Here is a 21456-nt window from a genome sequence, read left to right on the forward strand (position 1 = left end):
ATGAAGACGACGAAGCAGAACCTAGACCAGGCCAGATCGAGCGCGCCAATGCCCTTGGAGCGTGGCGTCGCCTTGATCGAGGCCCTGGTAGCGCTCCTGATCATGGCCTTCGGCATGGTGGCCTTGGCAGGCATTCAAAGCACCATGCGCCGCGGCAGCGATCAGGCATTGCAGCGCGGTGAAGCCTTGCGTCTGGCACAAGGTGAGATGGAAACCTTGCGGGACTACTCTGTGCTCAGCGCCGAAGCAGCAGCATCCGGCCCGACGGGCACACGGGCCTATGCCGGAGTCACTTCGGCCGCCGCAAATAGAGCGGGCGGCAACACCAGCTTCAACATCACCCGCACGGTCACCGACTGGGCGGACCCAGTTGCGGGGCAGGAGCAGGCTCAAGCGGCCTTGCGGCAAGTCCGGGTGCGCGTGCAATGGCAGGACCGAGCGGACAACGAACAGTTTGTCCTTTTGGACAGTTTCATTGCACGAGCCGACCCCGCCCTTGGCGCCTCACTCGGACTGCCTTTAAGCAACTCGGCAACTCGGCGGCCGGCTGAACGCGAAGTCAGCATTCCGGTGACAGCCCAGGACCTGGGGAATGGCAAGAGCGTGTTCGTGCCCTCGCCGAATGCAACGGTCGCCTGGGTGTTCAACAACATGACTGGAGTAATCACGGGCGTCTGCACGGTGGCCATGGGAACCTTGAACAGCAGCTTGACAGCGGCTGATGTCGCTGCTTGCTCGAATACCACGGTAGGTTATTTGCTCAGCGGTGTCGTCAAGTTTTCCTCGGCGGAGAGGCCCGACCCGGCTCAACCGGGCGGCACGGCCTGGCCGCTTGATGTCGGCATTGTCAACAGCACGCTGAACGGGGCGATCAGCGCTCCAGTTCACCAGTGTTTCGATGACGCGCCGACCAGCGCAGTGAACACCATGGGTTTTGTCAGTTTCAACTGCATTGTCGAGCCCAACAACGCCACGCCGCGCATCTGGTCAGGCCGACTCGAGCTGTCAGGCTTGAATCTGGGTGTCGGCGCTGATGCCAAGAAGGTGTGTCGCTACAGTGCCGACTATGACGGCAGCGGCAGCATCAGCAACTCCGAGCATCCGGAGAATTACAACGCCGTCTCCGGCTCTCTGGCACGCCAGAACTTCTTGGTCATCAACGCAGCAGCCAACTGCCCAGCGGGTGCCGCCGTCAACCCCGCCAACGGGGTTTTCGTCAACAACAGCACCATTCAACAGCAGCCTCGCTGAGCAGCTCTGTCAACTGAATGCACTGCGAGCTGAGTGACAATCCAAGCTTTGCCGCTCGCACCCCCAGCGAGCGGGCTCCAATGAAAAAGCAAGGACTGCAGTGTTCAAGAATTTGATGGTTTACCGCATTGCTGCGGAATGGCAAGCCACGGTTGAGCAGATTGAAGAAAGCCTGGCGAAGTCGGTCTTCGTCGAGTGCGGCGCCACTCAGGCGCAGTCGTTGGGTTGGACCTCGCCACGAGGCATTCCCCATGCCCCCTTGGTGGAAGACATTGGTGGGCATTGGCTGCTCAAATTGATGCTGGAACAGCGCGTGCTGCCCGGATCGGTGGTCCGCAAGCGGACCGATGAATTGGCCGCCCGAATTGAGCAAGAAACCGGCCGCAAGCCCGGCAAGAAGCAAACCAAGGACCTGAAAGAGCAGGCCACCTTAGAGTTGCTTCCCCAGGCCTTCACCAAGCAGTCGTCGATCCGCGTCTGGATCGCTCCAGCACAGCAACTCTTGATGATCGACGCCGGCAGCGCCAGTCGCGCCGAGGAAGTTGTCACCCTGCTGGTCAAGGCGCTCGACGGCCTCAACCTGCACCTGGTGCAAACGGCAGAGTCCCCTGCTGTCTGCATGGCCGCCTGGTTGATGGACGGCGTGCCGCCCGAGGGTTTCAGCATTGACCGCGAATGCGAACTCAAAAGCGGCGACGAGATGAAGTCGGTCGTGCGCTATGCCCGGCATTCGCTGGACATCGAAGAGGTTCGCCAGCATCTGCAAAGCGGCAAGGCGCCGACGCGCCTGGCCATGAGCTGGAAAGACCGCGTGTCCTTCATGCTCACCGACACCTTGCAGATCAAGAAGATCAGTTTCCTGGATCTCGCGTTCGAGGGCCGGGACACGCCCGAAAAAGATGAAGCCTTCGATGCCGACGCGGCTCTGGCCACTGGCGAGCTGTGCAAGCTCATCCCTGAGCTGATCGACGGCCTCGGTGGCGAGCATGACTTTTTTGCCGCTGGCGCGGCTTTGGCTGCGCTGCCGGCGGCAGAGAGCATGAGCGCGAGCGCAAGCCCGGCGAGCAATGCCAGCACCGCCACGCCCCTCGAAACCGCGCCCTGGGACTGAGCGGTGAGCCACACGGCAGCCCTGCCACGCCCGGCCAGCTTGGCGTCGCCGCAGGAGGCCATGGGCCATGCCCTTCGCCTGGCTGAGCTGGCCGTTGGCTTGACCGACCCCAATCCGCGAGTGGGTTGCGTCATCGTCGCGCCCGATGGCCGCCTGCTCGGCCAGGGCCATACACAGGCGGCGGGCCAAGCCCATGCCGAAGTGATGGCACTGCGCGATGCTCAAGCGCGCGGCGAATCGGTTCAGGGTGCGACGGCCTACGTCACGCTGGAACCCTGCGCTCACCACGGGCGCACGCCACCCTGCTGTGATGCCTTGATCGCGGCCCGCCTGGGTCGCGTGGTCGCGGCTTTGGAAGACAGCAACCCGCAGGTCGCCGGCCAAGGCATGGCCCGCCTGCGCGCCGCCGGCGTTCAAGCCGACTGGATGGGCGACAGGGCCCTCAGCGCAGCGGCACGCGAGCTGAACATCGGCTTTCTCTCGCGCATGCAGCGCGGCCGACCCTTTGTGCGCATGAAGGTGGCCACTTCGCTGGACGGCCGCACAGCGCTGGAAAACGGCCTCAGCCAATGGATCACTGGACCGGCAGCCCGCCAGGACGGCCATGCCTGGCGCAAGCGCGCAGGCGCCGTGCTCAGCGGCATTGGCACGGTGCGCGATGACGACCCGAGGCTCGACGTGCGCCTGGTCGACACCGTGCTGCAGCCGCTGCGGGTCATCGTCGACTCCCGGCTTGAAATTTCGCCCTCGGCCCGATTGCTTCCGCCACCGGGTCAGGTCTTGCTCTGCCATGCGCTCGGCTCGCTGGAAGGCCACGCTTCGGCCGCCGCGCTGCATGAGGAAGGCGCCGAGCTGATCAGTTTGCCCGGCCCGGGCGGCAAGGTCGATCTAGCAGCCTTGCTGGATGAGTTGGGCCGGCGCGGCATCAACGAACTGCATGTCGAGGCCGGACACAAGCTCAACGGCTCCCTGCTGCGCGCTGGCTTGGTGGACGAACTCCTGGTCTACATGGCCCCGCTGCTGCTGGGCCCGGGGCGCGAGCTGGCTGCCCTGCCCGCCCTGAGCCAGCTCGACCAAGCCCAGCGCTGGCAGTGGCAGGAATGCACACCCATCGGCGAGGATCTGCGCCTACGGGCGCGGCCGCGACGCGATTGATGACCCCGCTCCAGTTGGAGCGGCCCTGCCCCGCCTACAATCGGGTTTATGCCCATATCTCCCGTCCCCGAGTTGGTGGCCGAGCTTGCAGCCGGCCGTATGGTGATCCTGGTTGACGAAGAAGACCGCGAAAACGAGGGTGACCTCGTGCTGGCGGCCGACCATGTCACGCCAGAGGCGATCAACTTCATGGCCAAGTACGGCCGTGGCTTGATCTGCCTGACCCTCACCCGCGAGCGCTGCGAGCGATTGCAGCTGCCGCCCATGGCCAGCCGCAACGGCACCAAGCACGCCACCGCCTTCACCGTCTCCATCGAAGCCGCTACCGGCGTCACCACCGGCATCTCGGCCGCCGACCGCGCACGCACGGTTCAGGCCGCCGTCGCCCGCGGTGCCGAAGCGCGCGATCTGGTGCAGCCCGGCCACATCTTCCCGCTGCAAGCCCAGGATGGCGGCGTGCTGATGCGCGCTGGTCACACCGAAGCCGGTTGTGACTTTGCCCGGATGGCCGGCCTCACGCCTGCCGCGGTGATCTGCGAGATCATGAAGGACGACGGCACCATGGCCCGATTGCCCGACCTGATCGAATTCGCCAAGGAGCATGGGCTCAAGATTGGCACCATTGCCGACCTGATCGAACACCGCAGCCGCAACGAGACCCTGATCAGCCGTGTGGCCCAGCGCAAGCTGCAAACCGCCCAGGGTGAATTCGACTGCAGCGTCTACACCGACCGCACCGGCGCCACCCACCTGGCCCTGAGCAAGGGCCAGTGGTCGGCCAGCGACGAGGTGCTGGTGCGTGTGCACGAGCCCCTGTCCGTACTCGACCTGCTGGACACCGGCTCCTGCGGTCACTCCTGGCCGCTGCCAGCCGCCTTGGCAGAACTACAAGCTGCCCCTTGCGGCGTGGCCGTGTTGCTGAACTGCGGCGAAGAGGCCAGCAGCCTGCTGACTCGCCTGCAAGCCAGTGAGCCCGTCCAGCCGCCGCGCACGGTGATGGACCTGCGCACCTACGGCGTCGGCGCGCAAATCCTGCGCGAACTGGGTGTGCACAAGATGCGCCTCCTCGGCAGCCCGCGCCGCATGCCCAGCATGACCGGCTACGGCCTGGAAGTCACCGGTTTCCAAGCCGCCAACCCTAACTCCTGAGAGAAGCGCACACCATGCAAGGATCGGACAAAGGCCACGCCGCGGCTCAAGCCTCGCTGAACGGGCAAGACTTGCGCATCGGCATCGTGCAAGCCCGCTTCAACCACGCCATCACCAGCCGCCTGGCCGAAGCCTGCGTGGCCGAGCTCAAGGCTTTGGGCGTGAGCGAAGCTCACATCCGCCACGTCACCGTGCCGGGTGCGCTGGAAGTGCCGATTGCCCTCAATGCCATGGCCGACAGCCAGGACTACAGCGCACTGGTGGCTCTGGGATGCATCATCCGCGGCGAGACCTACCACTTCGAGCTGGTCGCCAACGAAAGCGGCGCGGCCATCACGCGGGTGGGCCTGGACAACCAGATCGCCATTGCCAACGCGATCTTGACAGTCGAGAACGAAGAACAAGCCTGGGCTCGCGCCGAGGAAAAAGGCCGCGACGCGGCCCGTGTGGCGGTCGAGATGGCCAATTTGATGGAAGACCTGCAGTGAACACGAACGACAAGAGCGCCACACCCCAAGCAAAAAGCGCCACCGGCAGCACCCCGCGCAAGCGCGTGCAGCCCAAATCGGCACGCCGTCGCTCACGCGAAGCCGCGCTACAGGGCCTCTATCAATGGCTGATCACCGGCGATGACGTCGGCACCATTGACGCCCACATGCGCGAGCAACAAGACTTCGACAAGGCCGACCGCGCCCATTTCGACGCCCTGCTCAATGGCTGCATCCTGGAGGCTTCCGACCTCGACGGCGTGCTGGCCCGACACGTGGACCGCAAGACCACCGAGCTCTCGCCGATCGAACATGCGGTGCTGATGATCGGTGCCTACGAGCTCAAGCACTGCGTCGACATTCCCTACAAGGTCGCGATCAACGAAGCCGTCGAGCTGGCTAAGTCATTTGGCGGCACCGACGGCCACAAGTATGTCAACGGCGTGCTCGACCGCGCCGCCGGTGACCTGCGCCCTCTGGAAGTCAGCGCACGCGGCAAGGCCGGCGACGCCAGGAGTTCCGCTTCGAAATGAAGCTGGCCGGCCGACTCGACCACATCGAGCCTTTCTATGTGATGGAGTGCAGCAAGGCTGCCGCCGAGTTGGCGCGCAGCCCCGTCTGCGACCCTGCGCAGGGTGGCCGCCCCATGGTCTTTCTCAATATCGGCGAGCCGGACTTCGGGGCGCCGGCGGCCGTGCAAGCGGCGGCACAGGCCTGCATCAGTGCCGGCCGCACCCAATACACCCCGGCCACAGGCCTGCCCGCACTGCGCCAGGCCCTGTCCGATTGGTATGCCAAGCGTTTTGGCCTGAGCGTTGCACCCGAGCGCATCGTCATCACCGCCGGCGCCTCGGCCGGCTTGCAGCTGGTCTGCCAGGCCCTGTTCGAAGCCGGCGACCGGGTCTTGATGCCCGACCCCTGCTATCCCTGCAACCGGCATTTCGTCGCCGCAGTGGACGCCGAAGCCTTGCTGCTGCCGGCAGGCCCCGAACAACGTTTCCAGCCCAGCCCCACGCAGGTGCGGGAGGCCTGGACCGCACAGAGCCGAGGCGTGCTGCTGGCCTCGCCCAGCAACCCGACCGGCACCTCGATCGAGCCCGAAGCCTTGCGCGAAATTGTTGAAGCCGTGCGCGCCCGCGGCGGCGTCACCATCGTCGACGAGATCTACCTCGGCCTGAGCCAGGATGCTCGCTTCGAGCAAAGCGCGCTCGGCTTGGGCGAGGACGTGATCTCGGTCAACAGCTTCTCCAAGTACTTCAGCATGACCGGCTGGCGCCTGGGCTGGCTGGTGCTGCCGCCCGCGCTGGTGGCGCCGATTGAAAAGCTGGCGCAGAACCTCTTCATCTGCCCGAGCAGCATTGCCCAGCACGCCGCGCTGGCCTGCTTCGAGCCCGAGAGCCTGGCCATCTACGAACAGCGCCGCGCTGCTTTCCGCGAGCGGCGTGACTTCATCGTGCCGGCGCTGAAAGCCCTGGGTTTGCGCGTGCCGGTGCTGCCGGACGGCGCCTTCTATGTCTGGATGGATGCCTCGGATTTCTGCCGAACCAGCAGCTGGGATCTGGCCTTTGACTTGATGCGCAGCGCCCAGATTGCCCTGACACCCGGCCGCGACTTCGGCCGCAGCGGCAGCGAACGCTGGCTGCGCCTGTCCTACGCCAGCAGCATGGAAGACTTGCGCGAAGCCGTGGCCCGGCTGGCCGAGCAACTGCCGCGTTACCGGATCGCATCCGCATGAATGCGAACGACGTGACTCTTGCCAACGCAACGCCAGTCTTCGAGCATGGTCTGCGGGTGTACTGGGAGGACACCGACGCCGGTGGCGTGGTGTTCTACGCCAACTACTTGAAGTTCTTCGAACGCGCGCGCACCGAATGGCTGCGCCGACTGGGCTTTGGCCAGGAAGCCATGCGCCATGAGGCGGGTGCAATGTTCGTGGTCGGCCAGACCTCGGTGCGCTATCTGCGCCCGGCGCGGCTGGATGACTGGCTGTTCGTCACCGTCGAGCCGCGAGAGATCGGCCGTGCCAGCATGCTGGTCTTCCAGCAGGCCTTCATCGAGGGGCCCCAGGGCCGCCGCTTGCTGGCCGAAGGCGAGATTCGCATTGGCTGCGTCTCCGCCCAACTCTCGGGCACAGACGCCATCGCCGAATTCAAACCCTGCCGTATTCCTGCCTCGGTCATCGAGGCGCTCCAAAAACCTGTTGTGGCTCTATGAACCAAGACCTTTCCATCGTCGCCCTGATCATGCACGCCAGTCTGGCGGTGCAGCTGGTGATTGCCGCCTTGCTGACGGTGTCCCTGGCCAGCTGGAGTGTGATCTTCAGCAAGTTGATCTCGCTCTCGCGCATCAAGAAAGGCAATGAGGATTTCGAGCAGGAGTTCTGGTCGGGCAAGAATCTCAATGAGCTCTACACCGCCGTCAACGGCAAGGTCGGCGGCGCACCGCTGGAACGCATCTTCGCTTCGGGCATGCGCGAATTTCTGAAGCTGCGTGAGCGCCGCGTGGTCGAACCCACGGCCTTGCTCGACGGTTCCCGCCGCGCCATGCGTGCCAGCTTCCAGCGCGAGATGGACACCATGGAGAGCAACCTCTCCTTCCTGGCCTCGGTGGGTTCCGTCTCGCCCTACGTCGGCCTGTTCGGCACCATCTGGGGCATCATGCACGCCTTCGTCGGCCTGTCCAATGTGCAGCAAGTGACCCTGGCGACCGTGGCACCCGGCATTGCCGAAGCCTTGGTGGCCACAGCCATCGGCTTGTTTGCCGCCATCCCCGCGGTGCTGGCCTACAACCGCTTCGCGCGCCAGATCGACCGCAGCGCCATCACCCTGGAATCCTTCATCGAAGAGTTCTCCAACATCCTGCAGCGCAACGCCACCCTGCCCGCCCAGCCGGCAGGCCCGGCGCGCTGAGCACGCGGAGCCCGCCACCATGGCCGCCGTCTCCTCGCGCAGCGGATCCCGCCGCCGCACCATCAATGAGATCAATATGGTGCCCTTCATCGACGTGATGCTGGTGCTGCTGATCATTTTCATGGTCAGCGCGCCGCTGATCACCACCGGTGTGGTGGACCTGCCCAGCGTGGGCAAGAGCCGCCAGCAGCCCGAGCATGTGATCCATGTCATTGTCGGCCCGGACGAGAAGCTCAAATTCAAAGTGGATCAGGAAGAGCCGCAGGCTCTGACACTCAAGCAATTGCCCGAGCGTGCGCGCCAGGCCCAAGGCAGCCAAAGCAACACGCCGGTCGTGATCTCGGCCGACAAGAACGTCAAGTACGAGGCCGTGGTCAAGGTGATGGATGTGCTGCAAAGCGCCGGAATTCAACGCGTCGGCCTGGCCGTGCGCAATGGCGGCGGCAACAGCGGGAACCCCTGATCAGTTCATGAGCAGCCTGCCCCTGGGTGCCAGCCACCTGCATGATCCCCTGCGCCCACCGGCCCCGCCGGGCATGGGACGTGGTTTCGCGTTTGCCCTGATCGCCCACGCGGCCCTGCTGGCTGCGCTGAGTGCTGGCGTCAGCTGGCGCACGCAAGACCCGCAGGCTTTCGAAGCCGAGCTGTGGTCTGCCGTGCCGCAAGCAGCCGCGCCCAAGTTGGTTGAGCCCGAGCCGGAACCTGAGCCGCCCAAGCCTGAACCCAAGCCCGAGCCCAAGGTCCAGCAACCCAGCCCTGAAGAACTCCAGGCCGAGCGCGAGGCCGAAATCGCCATCGCCAAGGCCAAGGAGAAAAAGAAGCTGGACGCCGAACGGCAGCGCCTGGCCGAGCTCGAGGCGGAGCGCAAGAAGCAACTCGCCTTGAAAGAGAAGCTCGAACGCGACAAGCAAGCCCAGGCCAAGCGCGAAGCCGAGGACAAGCTCAAAAAAGAGAAGCAGGACAAGCAACTCAAAGAGAAGCAAGCCAAGGCTGATGACGCCAAACGGGAAGCCAAGCTGGAGGCGCAGCGCCAGGAGAACCTGCGCCGCATCCAGGGCATGGCCGGCGCCAGCGGCGGGCCCGGAGCCACAGGCACGGCGCTCAAGAGCTCCGGGCCTTCAGCCAGTTATGGCGGTCGCATCAAGGCACGCATTCGCCCCAACATCATCTACACCGATATGCCGGCAGGCAATCCGGTGGCTGAGGTGGAGGTGCGAACCTTGCCCAGTGGTCAGATCGTGGCCAGCAAGCTGCTGAAGCCCAGCGGCGATGCCGAGTGGGACAAGGCGGTGCTGCGCGCCATCGACAAGACCGAGACCCTGCCGCGCGACACCGACGGCCGCGTGCCGCCGGTGCTGGTGATCAGTTTCCAACCACGCGAATGAGTGTTCAGGCGCGCGTCGCCCGGCGCGCGGCCCACCAGGCATCCAGCGACCAGGGGCCGGCGCCCCAGAGCGCGAGCATCATCAGCAACGCACCCCAGAGCTGATGGCCCAAGAGGGCCGCTGGCGCGATCTCACTCAGGCTGAGCACGGCGATGACATTGACCACACTCAGCCCCAGCGCCGCAAAACGCCCGCCCAGCCCCAATGCCAGCAGCACCGGCAAGACCAGCTCGCCCGCCGTGCCCAGATAGGCCGCCAACTCAGGCGACAAAAGCGGCACATGGTATTCATCCTCGAACAAGGCCAGGGTGCTGGACCAATCGCGCAATTTAGTCAGACCGGACAGCAGGAATACCTGGGCCACATAGAGCCGCGCCAGCAAGCTGGCCAATGCCTGGGCATGGCGTTCGATGACGTGCAAACGCGGCGTCACGGGGTCCTGCGCATCGGCCGCAACCAGCGCTCGGCGTGGGCCGGCATCCATCAGGAACAAGAGGGCCGCCCGCAGGCCGCCGATCAATGGGGTCGCCATGGGGCACCTCCTTGAATGATGAATCAAGAAAAAACGGAAGGAACGAGACAGCAGGCAGGTCGAGCGCGCGAGTCGTTCAGCGCCTTGCCAGCAGGCGTGCGGAGCCCAGCCAGCCCTGCTCCAGCGCGGCCTGCAGCCAGGTTCCAAAATCAAATGCATCGCCGGACGATGCGCTTCGTTGCGCCGCATCCAGGGCCTGCTCCAGGCTTTGCCCCTGCAACAAGGCCCGCATGAACGCAGCTTCGTTCGGACCGAGCAGCTGCAGCTCAGCCCGCCAACGTGGACGCCAAAGCAAAAGCTGCACGGCATCCACGTCTTCGCGCGGACTCTGTTCGCCCTGCCAAGCGCCCCAGGCCGTTCCGCTGAGCTCCAAAAGCTGCGAACCCGCGCGCAGAACCAAGGTGTAGTCCGGCGGCGCTGCCGTCGCCATGAGACCCAAGGAAGCCGGGTCGAGCGCATCATCAGGCCAGCGTTCCAGGCTGTGAATTGCCCACTCCAGTTCTGCAAGCTCGGGCAGCCAGGGCTCCATTCCTGACTGATCAGCCAAAAAGCGAGGCACGACGGCGCCCCATTCGCCCAGGTCCCCGCAATGTGGAGGGCGCAGACGCCAGCAAGCCCAGGCCATGGCCGCAAAGTCGGCTTCACCCAGTACTTGCCGGAGCCGGGGGAAAGCCTGCGCCAGCACCTTGTCAGCCAGCACCTGCGCATTGAGCCGGTAGGCCTGCAGACCGCGCGCCAGCACCGCTTCAGCAAGCGCTGCACCACCACCACGCACGGCCTGCAAGCCTTGCGGCATGAGACCGACGGCTTCTGAAGCCGAGGCCGTCAAGGCCTTCAGCAAGGCTTGCTGACGCTGCAAGAGGATGGCTTCGCTCATGCTTACGCTGCCTGCATTTCCACACGGGCCCGCGCCACCTCGGCAAGCAAGACCGGCAGTTCGGGAATCTCGCTGTCCCATTCGACCAAGCTGGGCACAGGGCCGAAACGCTCAATCGCCGCCCGGTACACCCGCCAGACGGGCTCAGACACACGACTGCCATGGTCATCGATCACCAGATCGGGCAACTCGCGATGCCCAGCCAGGTGGATCTCGCCCACGGAGTCACGCCGAAGGACTTGCAGCCAGTTGATGGCCTGCTGAGCCGCTGCATCAGCGGCAGCACCGCCATTGCGGGCATTGACCACGAGGTTGTTGACATCCAGCAGCAGCCGGCAGCCGCTGCGCAGGGTCAAGGCATTGAAGAACTCGGGCTCGGACATGGCCTCATCGCCTTCAACCTGCCAGCCAAGATAAGCACTGAGGTTCTCCACCAGCAGCGGTCGGCGCAGACGCTCCTGCACTTGCTGCACATGACGGACCATCAAGTCCAGACTGCTGCGCTCAAACGGGATGGGCAGCAAATCGCCCGCATGCATCAAGCTCTGCTGCTCGCCGGACCAAGGCGCACGGGTGAAGGCCGCATGGTCCGAGACCAGCATGGGATCCACCCGCTCGACCAAATCGGCCAGGCGATCCAGATGCCACGGGTCCAGGCCGCAGGCCGACCCCAAGCCGAGGCCGACGCCGTGCAGACTGACAGGCAGGCGCTCGCGCCCGACCATCAAGACCTGCAAGCTCGCCCCACCTCCGGCAAAGAAGTTCTCAGAATGGACTTCGAGAAAATCACAGCCCGGCTCGCTGCGCTCAGTGGCCAAGACCTCGTCGTAATGCGCTTGCCGCCAACCCATGCCCACCAGGCCGCCTGCCATGATGATGAAGCCGCCTGGCCTTACTTCTTCAGCTTGGCTTTGGCTTCTTCGGCGCTCAGGCCGTTCTGTGCCTTGCAACTGCCCTTGGCCACGTACTTCCATTCCTCGACGGCCATGTCCGTCTTGGCCTGACCCGCGCAGGAATGACTGCCGCTGAGGCTGGAGCAGTCGTTCTCACCGGCCTTGGCAATGCCGAAGCATTTTTCCTTGGCCGTCTTGTCCTGGGCGGCAGCTTGCCCGACCAGACCCATGGCGAACACGGCAGCCAGTGCGGCAGAAACCATTTGCTTGCTTTGCATGAACTACTCCTGATGAGTGAGAAGGGATGGATAAGAACCTGTTGAAAGACTCGGTCCCGGCGGCATGATGCCGCGGGCTGGGTTCAGTCGCAAGGCAAGGCCCTGGCCTTACAGCGTTCACGCAAAAAAATCTGAATTCAAGCAATGGCGCCATCTGCGAGCTGCAGATCCTGCGTCACCCGCAGTGCCGCCTGCAGCGCCAGGCGCAGGCCCTGGCTCATGCACGCGAGGCTCATGCTGGCCATGTGGGCGTGCCGAGCTGCTTGCTCAGGCAGCATGGGAATGTGCATGAAGCCGCTGCGCACCGAACTGCCTGTCAACGCATGTTGCAAGCCGAAGAACACATGGTTGCAAACAAAGGTACCGGCCGTCTGGGACACGGCAGCAGGGATGCTGGCTGCGCGCAAGGCTGCCGTCATGGCCTTGATCGGCAGGGTCGAGAAATAGGCCGCCGGCGCACCATGTACCACCGGTGTATCGACGGGCTGGGCTCCGGCGTTGTCGGCAATGCGCGCGTCGTCGATATTGATGGCCACCCGTTCCAGTGACAGCTCGCTGCGGCCCGCCGCCTGCCCCAAGGCCAGCACCAAACTCGGCCGCACCTCGTGCAAGGCGCTGTCGAGCACCTGCAGCGCCTCCCCGAAAACACAAGGCAGCCGGAGCGCCACCACCCGGTGACCTTCGATCAGTTGTCCGTCCAAGGCTTGGGCCAGCAGCCAGGACGGGTTGACGGACTCTCCGCCGAAGGCATCAAACCCGGTCAAGAGGAGGGTGGGCTGAGTCGACGGCAGCTGAGGCATGGAATTTCCGCGGCGTTGTTGGCAATGAGTGAGCGGATTGTGCCGGCAAGTGCCTTGACGGCCGACCCGAGCCGGGAGGGCCAAGGCAAGGCCAGGCCTGCCCATGAAAAAACAAAGAGAATGTGGCACGCCGACCTATTCCCGGTTTGTCGGCACCGCTGCCGGCCTTAGCATTCATGGTGCTGCCTTGCGGCCCCTTCGCTCAGCTGCGGCTGAAGCGGGTTTGCGCCTTGCCCTCATTGGAGAATTTCTGCATGACCGATCTGTCCACCCCACTGCCATGGCCCCACGAGAAGGCCGGCTCCAGTGCGGGCGAGGCCGCCACCGCCATGCGAGCGCAGAGCCGAGCCACCGATGGCTTCGCCTGGCCCATGCCGCCCTATGCGGCCTATCCTCAGGCCACGACGCAGGTGTCCCCTGAGCCTTGCGAGATCCTTGGACTCAACAACAGCCGCAGTGCCGGCCATGTGATCCTGATGGCAGCGCACGAACGCCTGGCGCAGATCAATGTGCCACCGGCACGCAGCGCCATGCCTTTGAAGTTCAGCCAGTTTCGCGCGCTCAAGCTGCTGCGGCCCATCGTGGTGCCGGCCAGAGCCGTGAGCAGTGACGACGTCCTGCGCCTGGACCACCGTCCGCGCAGCGAGTTCAAGCTGCACTTTGTGGGCGGCGGCGAGCTGCGCGGCATCACCGTCGGCCACTGCCACGACGACCTCGGCCTATTCCTGTTTCCGCCCTTGAGCGACAGCGACGACTCGGTCCTGCGCGTCTTCATCCCGCGCGAGGCCCTGGAGCATTTCGAGATCGGTGAACGCATCGGCGACCTGTTGATCAAGGAGCAGCTGGTCACCGCCGATCAAGTCGAAGAGGCGGCGTCGGAGCAATCGCATCTGCGTTCACGCCGCGTCGGCGACATTCTGGTGGCGCAGCAGATCGTCACCGCCGACCAGCTCGTGCAAGCCATCGACCAGCAGGCCCGCATGCCCATGGTGCGCATCGGCGAGGCCCTGCTGGCCTTGGACCTGATCACGCAGGAGCAGCTGGAGCAAGCTCTGATCCAGCAGCGTGATGACCGCTCGGTGCCGCTGGGCGAACTGCTGGTGCGCAAGGGTGTGGTGACCCGTCAGGCCTTGCAATCGGCCCTGGCTCGCAAGATGGGCTACCCGCTGGTGGACGTCGGCAACTTTGCCTTCGAACCCGAGGCCATCGTCAAGCTGCCCTATGCGGTGGCCAAGCGCCTGGAAGTTTTACCTCTGCTCTTGCGCGAAGGCCGCTTGATCGTGGCCATGGAGGACCCGACCCGACGTGATGCCCTGGACGAGGTCGAATTCATCTCCCAGCTCAAAGTCACGCCCACGTTGGCCAAGATCGGCTCGCTGAGTTTCGCCATTCACCAAGCCTATGAGCGCTACGGCAGTGAATCCATGGCGCGCAGCAGCGAACTGAACCTGGGTGCATTTCAAGCCGACTTCAGCCTCGACAAGGCCGACAAGCTGATCGAAACCCTGGAGCGCGAAGGCCAGGAACGCAGCGTCCGCGAGGACGAGCAGCCGATCGAACAGAGCGACAACTCACTGGTCCGCCTGATCAACACCATGATCATCGACGCCAGCAACCAGGGCGTGTCCGACGTCCATATCGAAACCCACCCAGGCAGCGAGAAGGTCAAGATCCGCTTTCGCCGCGACGGTGTGATGCACCCCTATCTGGAGCTGCCCCACACCTACCGCAATGCCATGATCGCCCGCATCAAGATCATGTGCGAGCTCGACATTTCCGAGCGCCGTAAACCGCAGGACGGCAAGATCAATTTCTCGCGCTATGTGCCGCAGTCCAAGCTGGAACTGCGGGTGGCCACCATCCCGACCAACAACGGTTTGGAAGATGTGGTGATGCGCCTGCTGTCCTCCTCGCGGCCGATCCCGCTGGAGAAGCTCGGCCTCAGTCCGGACAATTTGCGAAACCTGCAGGCCGCCGTGGCCCGCCCCTACGGCATGGTGCTCTGCGTCGGCCCCACAGGCTCGGGCAAAACCACCACCTTGCACTCGGCATTGGCCCACATCAACACGCCCGACCGCAAGATCTGGACGGCCGAGGACCCGATTGAAATCACCCAGGCTGGCCTGCGCCAGGTGCAGGTCAACCCGCGCATCGAGTGGACCTTTGCCAAGGCCTTGCGGGCCTTCCTGCGCGCTGACCCGGACGTCATCATGGTCGGCGAAATCCGCGACCAGGAAACCGCCGAGATCGCCGTCGAGGCCTCGCTGACCGGGCATATGGTGATGTCCACCTTGCACACCAACAGCGCGGCGGAAACCATCACCCGCCTGCTGGATATGGGCATGGACCCCTTCAACTTTGCCGACTCCTTGCTCGCCGTGCTGGCACAGCGCCTGGTGCGCCGTCTATGCCCGGCCTGCCGGGTTGGCGAGCCATTGAGCCTGAGCGACCAAGACGAATGGCTGGATGATTACTTGCACGTATTCAGTGCCGAGCACCGCCCCTCGCGCACGGCTCTGCTGGCCAGTTGGCAGGCACAGCACGGCATCAATGGCGAGCTGCTGCACTTCCACAGCCCAGGCTGCGAAAAGTGCGAATTCAGTGGGTTCAAGGGCCGAGCCGGTCTCCATGAACTGCTGGTCGTCAGCAAGCCCATCCGTCGCCTGATCCAGACCGGCGCCCGCGCCGAAGAGCTGTTCCAAGCCGCGCTCAACGAAGGTCTGCGCTCGCTGCGACAGGACGGCATTGTCAAAGTGTTGCAAGGAGTCACCACAATGGGCGAAGTGCGCGCAACCAGCAACGCCTGACATCTGTTTTTCAAATATCCAAGCTTCAAATTGGGGGGCTAGACCTTCTAACACGACCTTCCCCGCTTGCCAGCCTCGGGCGCTTGCCCGATAGTGGTCCATCAAATAAAGCATTCAGGGGCAGGTATTGTTTTCATCCCAAACCGTGAGGCCGGCCGTTTCTGCGCACAGCCAGGCCTTGCACCAAAGCACCATCCAAAGTTCGCACGAGCGCTGCCAGATGTTTGGCTTGCAGCCCCATCAGGCGCCGGATCTCCACCGCATCGAAGGCAGCCGGCTGGCTGAGTTGCAGCTGCGCAATGCGCGCTTGTGCGCGCAAGCCCTGCCCTTGATGGAAATGCTCTACGAGCAGCTGAGCCATGCCCAAAGCATGGTGCTGCTGACCGATGCCAGCGGCGTGGTCTTGCACTCGCTCGGAGACGCGGGCTTTCTGGCCCGGGCGCAGCAGATTGCGCTGGCACCAGGCGCGCAATGGGCCGAAGCCACGCAGGGCACCAATGCTGTGGGCACGACCTTGATGACCGAGCGCCCGACCGTGGTCAATGGCGCCGAGCACTATCTGCGCTCGCTGCAATTTTTGACCTGCTCAGCCGCGCCGATCTTCGACCACAAAGGCGCCTTGCTGGGCGTGATCGATGTCTCCAGCGACCGCCGCAGCTACCACCCGCACACCCTGGCGCTGGCCCGCATTTCGGCCCGCATGATCGAGAACCAGTGGTTCAACGACCGCTTCAGCAACCACACACGTCTGCATCTGCATGCCAGCCCGCAGCGCCTGGGTACGCTCAACGAAGGTGTGCTGGCTCTGGGCGAGGACGGCCAGCTCATGGGCGCCAACCGACGGGCCCTGGACTTGCTGAACCTGCCCGCCACGGCGCTGCGCCGGCTCGATTTGACGCAGATCTTCGGCCTGAACATGGGCGAGCTGCAAGCACTCAGCCGCAGCCAGCCCGACACGGCAATGAGCCTGCTGCTGCACGGCACGGTGGCGCGCGGTCACCCCGATGCCGCGCCCATGCTCTACGGCCGTTTGAGCCCCAGCAGCCACCCGCAATGGCCCGTCACGACAAGGCCTGCGGACACGGCAGCAGCGGCGGCACTTGCGGATGCGCCGTCCATCCAACTCACTTCAGAGGATCCGCTGATCGAGCTCACGACCGTGGCTGATACTTCATTCAGCCCACTGCTGCCGGAGCCCGCCGCGCCCACGGCCGATACCTTGACCCTGCGCGCCTCGGAGATGCGCATGATCCGGCAGACCGTGCACGCCTGTCAGGGCAACCTGGCCCTGGCGGCGCGGCAGCTGGGCATTGGCCGCAGCACGCTGTATCGCAAGCTCAAGAGCCCGGACGCGCACTCCTGAAAGACGCCGAGCCGGACCCGCTCAATAGCCAGCTCAGCGGGTCTTGCCCCAGCCGATCAGCCCCAAGGCCATGGCCGTGCCGGCCAGCACGATGGCGCAGCCCAGCGCCATCTGGCTGGTGAAGGCCTCGGCCAGAAACAGCCAGCCCCACAACACGGCAAAGACCGGGATCAAAAAGGTCACGGCCAGGGTGTTGCTGGGACCGATGCGTTGCATCAGGCGGAAGTACAGGATGTAAGCCAGGCCCGAGCACAGGAGCGCGAGCATCACCACACCCAGCCAGGCTGAGCGGCTCGGCGCCACGGACGGCCAAGCCTGCAACGCCGGCGCGGCCAGCAGCAAAGCAGCATAGACCTGGCTGCCGGTCGCCACCGTCAACGGCCGAATATGCGCGGCAAAGCGTTTGGTGAAGCTGGCCGCCAGCCCATAGCACAGCGTCGCCGCCAGACAGGCCAGCAAGGCCCAGCCACTGCCGCCGGGCTTGAAGTCAGCCTGCCCCCAGGCCAGAAAGAACACGCCGGCAAAGCCGATCGACAAGCCCATGACGCGCGAAAAGCTCAAGGACTGACCCAGCCAGGCCCAGGCGACCAAGGCACCCCAGAGCGGGGTGGTGGCATTGAGGATGCTGGACAGACCGGCCGTGATCGACAGCGCCGCGAAACTGAACAGGGTGAAGGGCAAGGCGCTGTTGAGCAGAGCAATGCCCAGCAGCACCCGCCACTCGCGCCGCAGCTCCTGCCAGCCCTGGGCGCCAAATCGGCCGACCAGCAAGGGCAGGAGCAAAAGGCTGGCGCCGCTGACGCGCAGGGCTGCCATGGCCACCGGGCCAAATTCGTGGGCTCCCAGGCGCATGAACAAAAAGGAGGCGCCCCAGATGGCCGCCAGCAGCAAGAGCTCGCCCAAATCGAAGGGCTTCATGGCGCCCACCTCACATGGCCTTGAAGAGATGGACATAGGCGCGGCTGACCGGCAGCTCGCGCTCATGCCCCTTGAAGCGGACAAACAGACGGCTCAGCTCGTCGCGCCGCGTTCCGGCCAAATGGCTCAGGTTGATCACCGTGGACCGATGAACCTGCCAGAACTGCGCGGGCTCCAGTTGGGCCACCAGCTCGACGATGGGGGTGCGGATCAGATGCTCACCGCGGGCCGTTTGAACCACGGTGTATTTGTCATCAGCATGGAAGTAGAGAACATCCTCCACCGGGATCTGGTGCGTCAGATCGCCCTGGGCTGCGCGCACATAACGCAAAGGGCCAGCGCCAGATTCCGCGCCCGAGACGACACCTGAACCAGCACCTGCGCTCCCACGCAGCAAGGTCTGCAAGGCGGCGGCCAGGCCACCTTCCAGCACGGCCGCAGGTGCCTCATCGGCCGCGGCCGGCACCAGACTCGCGCGCACGCGCTCCAGCGTGCGCGCCAGTCGCTCGGTCTTCAGCGGCTTGAGCAGGTAGTCCAAAGCTGCGTGTTCAAAGGCGGCCACTGCATAGTCGTCATAGGCCGTCACAAAGATCACCCGAGTCGCACCCTCGATGCCCTGCGCCACCTCCAGCCCTGTCAAGCCGGGCATCTGGATGTCCAGAAACGCCAGATCGGGTTGCAGTTCGGCGATCTGTTCGGCGGCTTCGATGCCGTTGCGTGCGATGGCCACGATCTCGAGTTCGGGCCAGAGCTGCTGCAGCTGGGTCTTCAAATAGAGGGCGAGATGCGCTTCGTCGTCGGCAATCAGGGCACGGGTCATGGTGTCAGGTCGGGCTGGCGGTGGTGATGAAAGGAAGACTGAGCGTGGCCACCGTGCCCAGGCCTTGCGGGCCGGTGCTCAGGGTCAGGCTGGACTGCTCAGGATAGCGGGACTGCAGACGGGCGCGGATGTTGACCAAGGCAAGCCCGTGGCCGGCTTGGGGCGCCCGGCGGGGCCGGCGCGGCGCCTCCAGACCGAGGCCATCGTCGAAGACCTGAATCTCCAATCGGGTCCCGTGCACGGAAACGCGCACCCGCACCTGCCCGCCCTCGACCTTGGGTTCGAGCCCATGGTGGATGGCATTCTCGATCAACGGCTGCAGCAACAGAGGCGGCAGCACGGCTGCACGAACTGCGCTGTCCGCCTCGATCTCGAAACTCAGGCGTTCACCCATGCGGATTTGCAGCAGCTGCAAATAGCACTGAGCCATGTCCAGCTCCAGGGCCAAGGTGCTGTCAGCGCCACGCAACTGACCCAGGCTGGCCCGCAAATAGTCGGTGAAGGCCTCGAGCATCTGGCGCGCGCGCGGCGCGTCCACCTCCATCAAGCTCTGCACATTGGCCAGGGTGTTGAACAAGAAATGCGGTTCGATCTGGGCCTGCAAGAGGCGCAGCTGCGCCTCAGTGGCCTGCAGCTGCAGGTGCTTGCGCTGCCAGCGGATCTGCGCCCAGAGGCCCCAGATCACCGACACGGCCAGCGAGATCAGCAGGAACTTGCTGATACCCTGCAGACTCTCAAACGCTTCGATGCGAACCTCCTGCTGCAGCATCCAGGACAGCAATGGGCGCGCTATCAGCATGCCCAAGGCCGTGCCGACGACAGGAATGCCGGCGAACAGCAGGCCGGTGCGCCAACTGGGTTGGTTCTGCAGGCGATCGATGCGCTCCTGCGACAGCAGCAGCTCCGTCGCCCGATACATGGCGTGAATGGTGAAGGCAATGAGAATGCCGAGCACCCAAGACGGCCACCAGGCATGGGTCGGCCAGCGCCCGCGCAACGCCGCGTCGATCAGAATGAAGCCGGTCGGAAAGGCCAGGCCGATGCCAATGGTGATCAGCGCGCGCGCCCAGAAGGGCTCGTCACGCCGTTTTTGCAAGCGCCAAAAGCGCCGCCACGTCTGTTGCAAGGTCTGCCAAGGGCTGTGGTTCATGGGCGTGCAGCATAAAGGTGATGAGGCTTCAGCCTAGCGCGGCCACCCACGCCGAACCCAGCTGAACGCGACAGGTGGACAGGGGCAGCGACGAATGGCAAGCGACCCCAGCCAAATGGCAGCGCTCGGTCTGCCTACAATCCGCCCTCAAATTCCACTCACAGGGGTATCCATGCAAGTTCAGGCGTCCATCTTCAAGGCTTATGACATCCGCGGCGTCGTCGGCAGCTCCTTGAACGAAGAGCTGGCCGAACATCTGGGCCGGGCCTTCGGCACCGAGGCTCGCAAGCTGGGCGAGAAAGCCGTGGCCGTGGGCCGCGACGGTCGCATCTCCGGCCCCAGCCTGGTGGCCGCCCTGATCCGTGGCCTGCAGTCGACTGGTCTGGACGTCGTCGACCTCGGCGCCGTGACGACGCCGATGCTGTACTACGTGGCCGCCACGCGCAGCAAGGAAGGCTGCCGCTCCGGCATCATGGTCACCGGCAGCCACAACCCCAAGGACTACAACGGCTTCAAGATGGTGCTCAAGGGCGCCGCCGTCTATGGTGAGCAGATCCAGGGCCTGCGCCGTCGCATCGAGGCCGAGGACTACACGAGCGGCCAGGGCCGCGTCGGATCCATGGACATCATTGCCGAGTACAGCGCCCGAATCGTGCGCGATGCCAAGCTCAAGCGACCGATGAAGATCGTCGTCGACTCGGGCAACGGCATCCCCGGCGCCACCGCGCCGGCCATCTTGCGCGCCCTGGGTTGCGAGGTGATCGACATCTACTCCAAGGTCGACGGTGACTTCCCCAACCACCACCCCGATCCTTCGCGCCCGGAAAACCTGGAAGACCTGAAGCGCATTGTCCACGCGACCGATGCCGAATTGGGCCTGGCCTTCGACGGCGACGGCGACCGCCTGGGCGTGGTCACCAAGGACGGCACCATGATCATGCCGGACCGCCAGATCATGCTGTTTGCCGCCGAGATCCTCAAGCGCAAGCCCGGCTCCGAGATCATCTTCGACGTCAAGTGCACCCAGCGCCTGGCGCCCTGGATCCGCGAGCACGGCGGCCGCCCGCTGATGTGGATGACCGGTCACTCGCTGGCCAAGGCCAAGCTCAAGGAAACCGGCGCGCCGCTGGCCGGCGAGCTCTCGGGCCACATCTTCTTCAAGGACCGCTGGTACGGCTTCGACGACGCCATGTACACGGCCGCCCGCCTGCTGGAAATCCTGTCCAAGGTGGCCGACCCCAGCGCCGTGCTGAACGGCCTGCCCAACAGCTTCAACACCCCTGAGATTAACGTGCCCTGCGCCGAAGGCGAGCACCACGAGGTGGTCAAGAAGCTGCTGGAGGTGGCCGAGTTCCCGGGCGCCAAGGAGATCATCACCATCGATGGCCTGCGGGTGGAATACGAGGACGGTTTCGGCCTGGTCCGCCCCAGCAACACCACGCCGGTGCTGGTGCTGCGCTTCGAAGGCCAAACGCCCGAAGCCCTGGCCCGCATCGAGCACGACGTGCTGGCCCAACTCAAGCGCGTCAAGCCCGACGCGACCTTTGCTGCCGGGCATTGATTCTTGAGC

General features: G+C 64.7%; 22 protein-coding genes. 14 read left to right on the plus strand and 8 right to left on the minus strand.

Going from position 1 to position 21456, the window contains the following annotated elements; all coding sequences use genetic code 11:
• The 11 genes from ACQY39_RS16305 (at position 1) to tolA (ending at position 9448) form a co-directional block, all read left to right on the plus strand.
• The gene (locus ACQY39_RS16305; protein ID WP_428507963.1) at positions 1–1251 is read left to right on the plus strand and encodes a type IV pilus modification PilV family protein; all 1251 of its coding nucleotides are present in this window, start codon (positions 1–3) and stop codon (positions 1249–1251) included.
• 100 nt (positions 1252–1351) lie between these two features.
• Entirely contained in the window at positions 1352–2362 is a 1011-nt protein-coding gene (locus ACQY39_RS16310; RefSeq protein WP_428507965.1) for a recombination-associated protein RdgC, read from the plus strand.
• A gap of 60 nt (positions 2363–2422) precedes the next feature.
• Positions 2423–3517, plus strand: coding sequence for a bifunctional diaminohydroxyphosphoribosylaminopyrimidine deaminase/5-amino-6-(5-phosphoribosylamino)uracil reductase RibD (gene ribD / locus ACQY39_RS16315; RefSeq protein ID WP_428510862.1), 1095 nt, complete (start codon positions 2423–2425; stop codon positions 3515–3517).
• Between the two features lie 48 nt (positions 3518–3565).
• Positions 3566–4666 carry a bifunctional 3,4-dihydroxy-2-butanone-4-phosphate synthase/GTP cyclohydrolase II gene (gene ribBA / locus ACQY39_RS16320; protein ID WP_428507967.1) on the plus strand — a complete coding sequence of 367 codons (1101 nt, stop codon included), beginning with the start codon at positions 3566–3568 and terminating at the stop codon, positions 4664–4666.
• A gap of 14 nt (positions 4667–4680) precedes the next feature.
• Positions 4681–5154, plus strand: coding sequence for a 6,7-dimethyl-8-ribityllumazine synthase (gene ribH / locus ACQY39_RS16325; protein WP_428507969.1), 474 nt, complete (start codon positions 4681–4683; stop codon positions 5152–5154).
• Complete coding sequence (nusB, locus tag ACQY39_RS16330; protein WP_428507971.1) at positions 5151–5687, plus strand: transcription antitermination factor NusB; 537 nt, start codon at positions 5151–5153, stop codon at positions 5685–5687. Before ribH ends, nusB begins: the two co-directional genes overlap by 4 nt.
• Positions 5684–6889 (plus strand): pyridoxal phosphate-dependent aminotransferase, encoded by a 1206-nt coding sequence (locus tag ACQY39_RS16335; protein ID WP_428507973.1) that lies wholly within the window; start codon positions 5684–5686, stop codon positions 6887–6889. The genes nusB and ACQY39_RS16335 overlap by 4 nt, the downstream gene beginning before the upstream one ends.
• Positions 6886–7368 carry a YbgC/FadM family acyl-CoA thioesterase gene (locus ACQY39_RS16340; RefSeq protein ID WP_428507975.1) on the plus strand — a complete coding sequence of 161 codons (483 nt, stop codon included), beginning with the start codon at positions 6886–6888 and terminating at the stop codon, positions 7366–7368. The genes ACQY39_RS16335 and ACQY39_RS16340 overlap by 4 nt, the downstream gene beginning before the upstream one ends.
• Entirely contained in the window at positions 7365–8063 is a 699-nt protein-coding gene (gene tolQ / locus ACQY39_RS16345; RefSeq protein WP_263520137.1) for a protein TolQ, read from the plus strand. The genes ACQY39_RS16340 and tolQ overlap by 4 nt, the downstream gene beginning before the upstream one ends.
• 19 nt (positions 8064–8082) lie before the next feature.
• Entirely contained in the window at positions 8083–8526 is a 444-nt protein-coding gene (gene tolR / locus ACQY39_RS16350; RefSeq protein ID WP_428507977.1) for a protein TolR, read from the plus strand.
• A 7-nt stretch (positions 8527–8533) separates the two neighbouring features.
• Positions 8534–9448: a cell envelope integrity protein TolA gene (gene tolA / locus ACQY39_RS16355; protein ID WP_428507979.1), complete on the plus strand. Its 915-nt coding sequence runs from the start codon at positions 8534–8536 to the stop codon at positions 9446–9448.
• Between the two features lie 4 nt (positions 9449–9452).
• Here tolA and ACQY39_RS16360 read toward each other — a convergent pair whose 3' ends face one another.
• From ACQY39_RS16360 to pcp, 5 genes are all read right to left on the minus strand, one after another.
• On the minus strand, positions 9453–9980 hold the full coding sequence (locus tag ACQY39_RS16360) for a DoxX family protein (RefSeq protein WP_428507981.1): 528 nt from the start codon (positions 9978–9980) through the stop codon (positions 9453–9455).
• Positions 9981–10056: 76 nt separating this feature from the next.
• Positions 10057–10857 (minus strand): putative DNA-binding domain-containing protein, encoded by an 801-nt coding sequence (locus ACQY39_RS16365; protein ID WP_428507983.1) that lies wholly within the window; start codon positions 10855–10857, stop codon positions 10057–10059.
• Between the two features lie 2 nt (positions 10858–10859).
• Positions 10860–11729, minus strand: coding sequence for a DUF692 domain-containing protein (locus tag ACQY39_RS16370; protein ID WP_428507985.1), 870 nt, complete (start codon positions 11727–11729; stop codon positions 10860–10862).
• A 20-nt stretch (positions 11730–11749) separates the two neighbouring features.
• Entirely contained in the window at positions 11750–12028 is a 279-nt protein-coding gene (locus ACQY39_RS16375) for a DUF2282 domain-containing protein (RefSeq protein ID WP_428507987.1), read from the minus strand.
• 137 nt (positions 12029–12165) lie between these two features.
• Positions 12166–12828, minus strand: a complete 663-nt coding sequence (gene pcp, locus ACQY39_RS16380) for a pyroglutamyl-peptidase I (RefSeq protein WP_428507989.1) — start codon at positions 12826–12828, stop codon at positions 12166–12168.
• A gap of 254 nt (positions 12829–13082) precedes the next feature.
• Between pcp and ACQY39_RS16385 the strand changes: the two genes are divergently transcribed.
• Together ACQY39_RS16385 and ACQY39_RS16390 are read left to right on the plus strand one after the other, a co-directional pair.
• Positions 13083–15635, plus strand: a complete 2553-nt coding sequence (locus ACQY39_RS16385) for an ATPase, T2SS/T4P/T4SS family (RefSeq protein ID WP_428507991.1) — start codon at positions 13083–13085, stop codon at positions 15633–15635.
• 178 nt (positions 15636–15813) lie between these two features.
• Entirely contained in the window at positions 15814–16998 is a 1185-nt protein-coding gene (locus ACQY39_RS16390) for a GAF domain-containing protein (RefSeq protein ID WP_428507993.1), read from the plus strand.
• Positions 16999–17031: 33 nt separating this feature from the next.
• Here the strand turns inward: ACQY39_RS16390 and ACQY39_RS16395 are convergent, their stop codons facing one another.
• From ACQY39_RS16395 to ACQY39_RS16405, 3 genes are read right to left on the minus strand one after another with little or no spacing between them, the layout of a single operon-like run.
• A complete protein-coding gene (locus ACQY39_RS16395; RefSeq protein ID WP_428507995.1) occupies positions 17032–17916 on the minus strand; it encodes a DMT family transporter in 885 nt (294 codons plus the stop codon).
• 10 nt (positions 17917–17926) lie between these two features.
• Positions 17927–18736, minus strand: coding sequence for a LytR/AlgR family response regulator transcription factor (locus ACQY39_RS16400; RefSeq protein ID WP_428507997.1), 810 nt, complete (start codon positions 18734–18736; stop codon positions 17927–17929).
• Positions 18737–18740: 4 nt separating this feature from the next.
• Positions 18741–19886: a sensor histidine kinase gene (locus ACQY39_RS16405; RefSeq protein ID WP_428507999.1), complete on the minus strand. Its 1146-nt coding sequence runs from the start codon at positions 19884–19886 to the stop codon at positions 18741–18743.
• Positions 19887–20058: 172 nt separating this feature from the next.
• Between ACQY39_RS16405 and ACQY39_RS16410 the strand changes: the two genes are divergently transcribed.
• Positions 20059–21447, plus strand: a complete 1389-nt coding sequence (locus ACQY39_RS16410) for a phosphomannomutase/phosphoglucomutase (RefSeq protein WP_428508001.1) — start codon at positions 20059–20061, stop codon at positions 21445–21447.
• Positions 21448–21456 lie beyond the last annotated feature (9 nt).

This window comes from Roseateles sp., from assembly GCF_965262435.1.
GTDB lineage: Bacteria > Pseudomonadota > Gammaproteobacteria > Burkholderiales > Burkholderiaceae_C > Paucibacter_A.

What these genes read in the sequence shown, in the direction of transcription:
- tolQ (WP_263520137.1), top strand. Translation starts at nt 7,365, where the DNA reads ATGAACCAAGACCTTTCCATCGTCGCCCTGATCATGCACGCCAGTCTG.
- ribD (WP_428510862.1), top strand. Translation starts at nt 2,423, where the DNA reads ATGGGCCATGCCCTTCGCCTGGCTGAGCTGGCCGTTGGCTTGACCGAC.
- tolR (WP_428507977.1), top strand. Translation starts at nt 8,083, where the DNA reads ATGGCCGCCGTCTCCTCGCGCAGCGGATCCCGCCGCCGCACCATCAAT.
- tolA (WP_428507979.1), top strand. Translation starts at nt 8,534, where the DNA reads ATGAGCAGCCTGCCCCTGGGTGCCAGCCACCTGCATGATCCCCTGCGC.
- ACQY39_RS16305 (WP_428507963.1), top strand. Translation starts at nt 1, where the DNA reads ATGAAGACGACGAAGCAGAACCTAGACCAGGCCAGATCGAGCGCGCCA.
- ribH (WP_428507969.1), top strand. Translation starts at nt 4,681, where the DNA reads ATGCAAGGATCGGACAAAGGCCACGCCGCGGCTCAAGCCTCGCTGAAC.
- ACQY39_RS16405 (WP_428507999.1), bottom strand. Translation starts at nt 19,886, where the DNA reads ATGAACCACAGCCCTTGGCAGACCTTGCAACAGACGTGGCGGCGCTTT.
- ACQY39_RS16410 (WP_428508001.1), top strand. Translation starts at nt 20,059, where the DNA reads ATGCAAGTTCAGGCGTCCATCTTCAAGGCTTATGACATCCGCGGCGTC.
- ACQY39_RS16365 (WP_428507983.1), bottom strand. Translation starts at nt 10,857, where the DNA reads ATGAGCGAAGCCATCCTCTTGCAGCGTCAGCAAGCCTTGCTGAAGGCC.
- ACQY39_RS16370 (WP_428507985.1), bottom strand. Translation starts at nt 11,729, where the DNA reads ATGGCAGGCGGCCTGGTGGGCATGGGTTGGCGGCAAGCGCATTACGAC.
- ACQY39_RS16375 (WP_428507987.1), bottom strand. Translation starts at nt 12,028, where the DNA reads ATGCAAAGCAAGCAAATGGTTTCTGCCGCACTGGCTGCCGTGTTCGCC.
- ribBA (WP_428507967.1), top strand. Translation starts at nt 3,566, where the DNA reads ATGCCCATATCTCCCGTCCCCGAGTTGGTGGCCGAGCTTGCAGCCGGC.
- ACQY39_RS16340 (WP_428507975.1), top strand. Translation starts at nt 6,886, where the DNA reads ATGAATGCGAACGACGTGACTCTTGCCAACGCAACGCCAGTCTTCGAG.
- ACQY39_RS16395 (WP_428507995.1), bottom strand. Translation starts at nt 17,916, where the DNA reads ATGAAGCCCTTCGATTTGGGCGAGCTCTTGCTGCTGGCGGCCATCTGG.
- ACQY39_RS16400 (WP_428507997.1), bottom strand. Translation starts at nt 18,736, where the DNA reads ATGACCCGTGCCCTGATTGCCGACGACGAAGCGCATCTCGCCCTCTAT.
- pcp (WP_428507989.1), bottom strand. Translation starts at nt 12,828, where the DNA reads ATGCCTCAGCTGCCGTCGACTCAGCCCACCCTCCTCTTGACCGGGTTT.
- ACQY39_RS16360 (WP_428507981.1), bottom strand. Translation starts at nt 9,980, where the DNA reads ATGGCGACCCCATTGATCGGCGGCCTGCGGGCGGCCCTCTTGTTCCTG.
- ACQY39_RS16335 (WP_428507973.1), top strand. Translation starts at nt 5,684, where the DNA reads ATGAAGCTGGCCGGCCGACTCGACCACATCGAGCCTTTCTATGTGATG.
- ACQY39_RS16385 (WP_428507991.1), top strand. Translation starts at nt 13,083, where the DNA reads ATGACCGATCTGTCCACCCCACTGCCATGGCCCCACGAGAAGGCCGGC.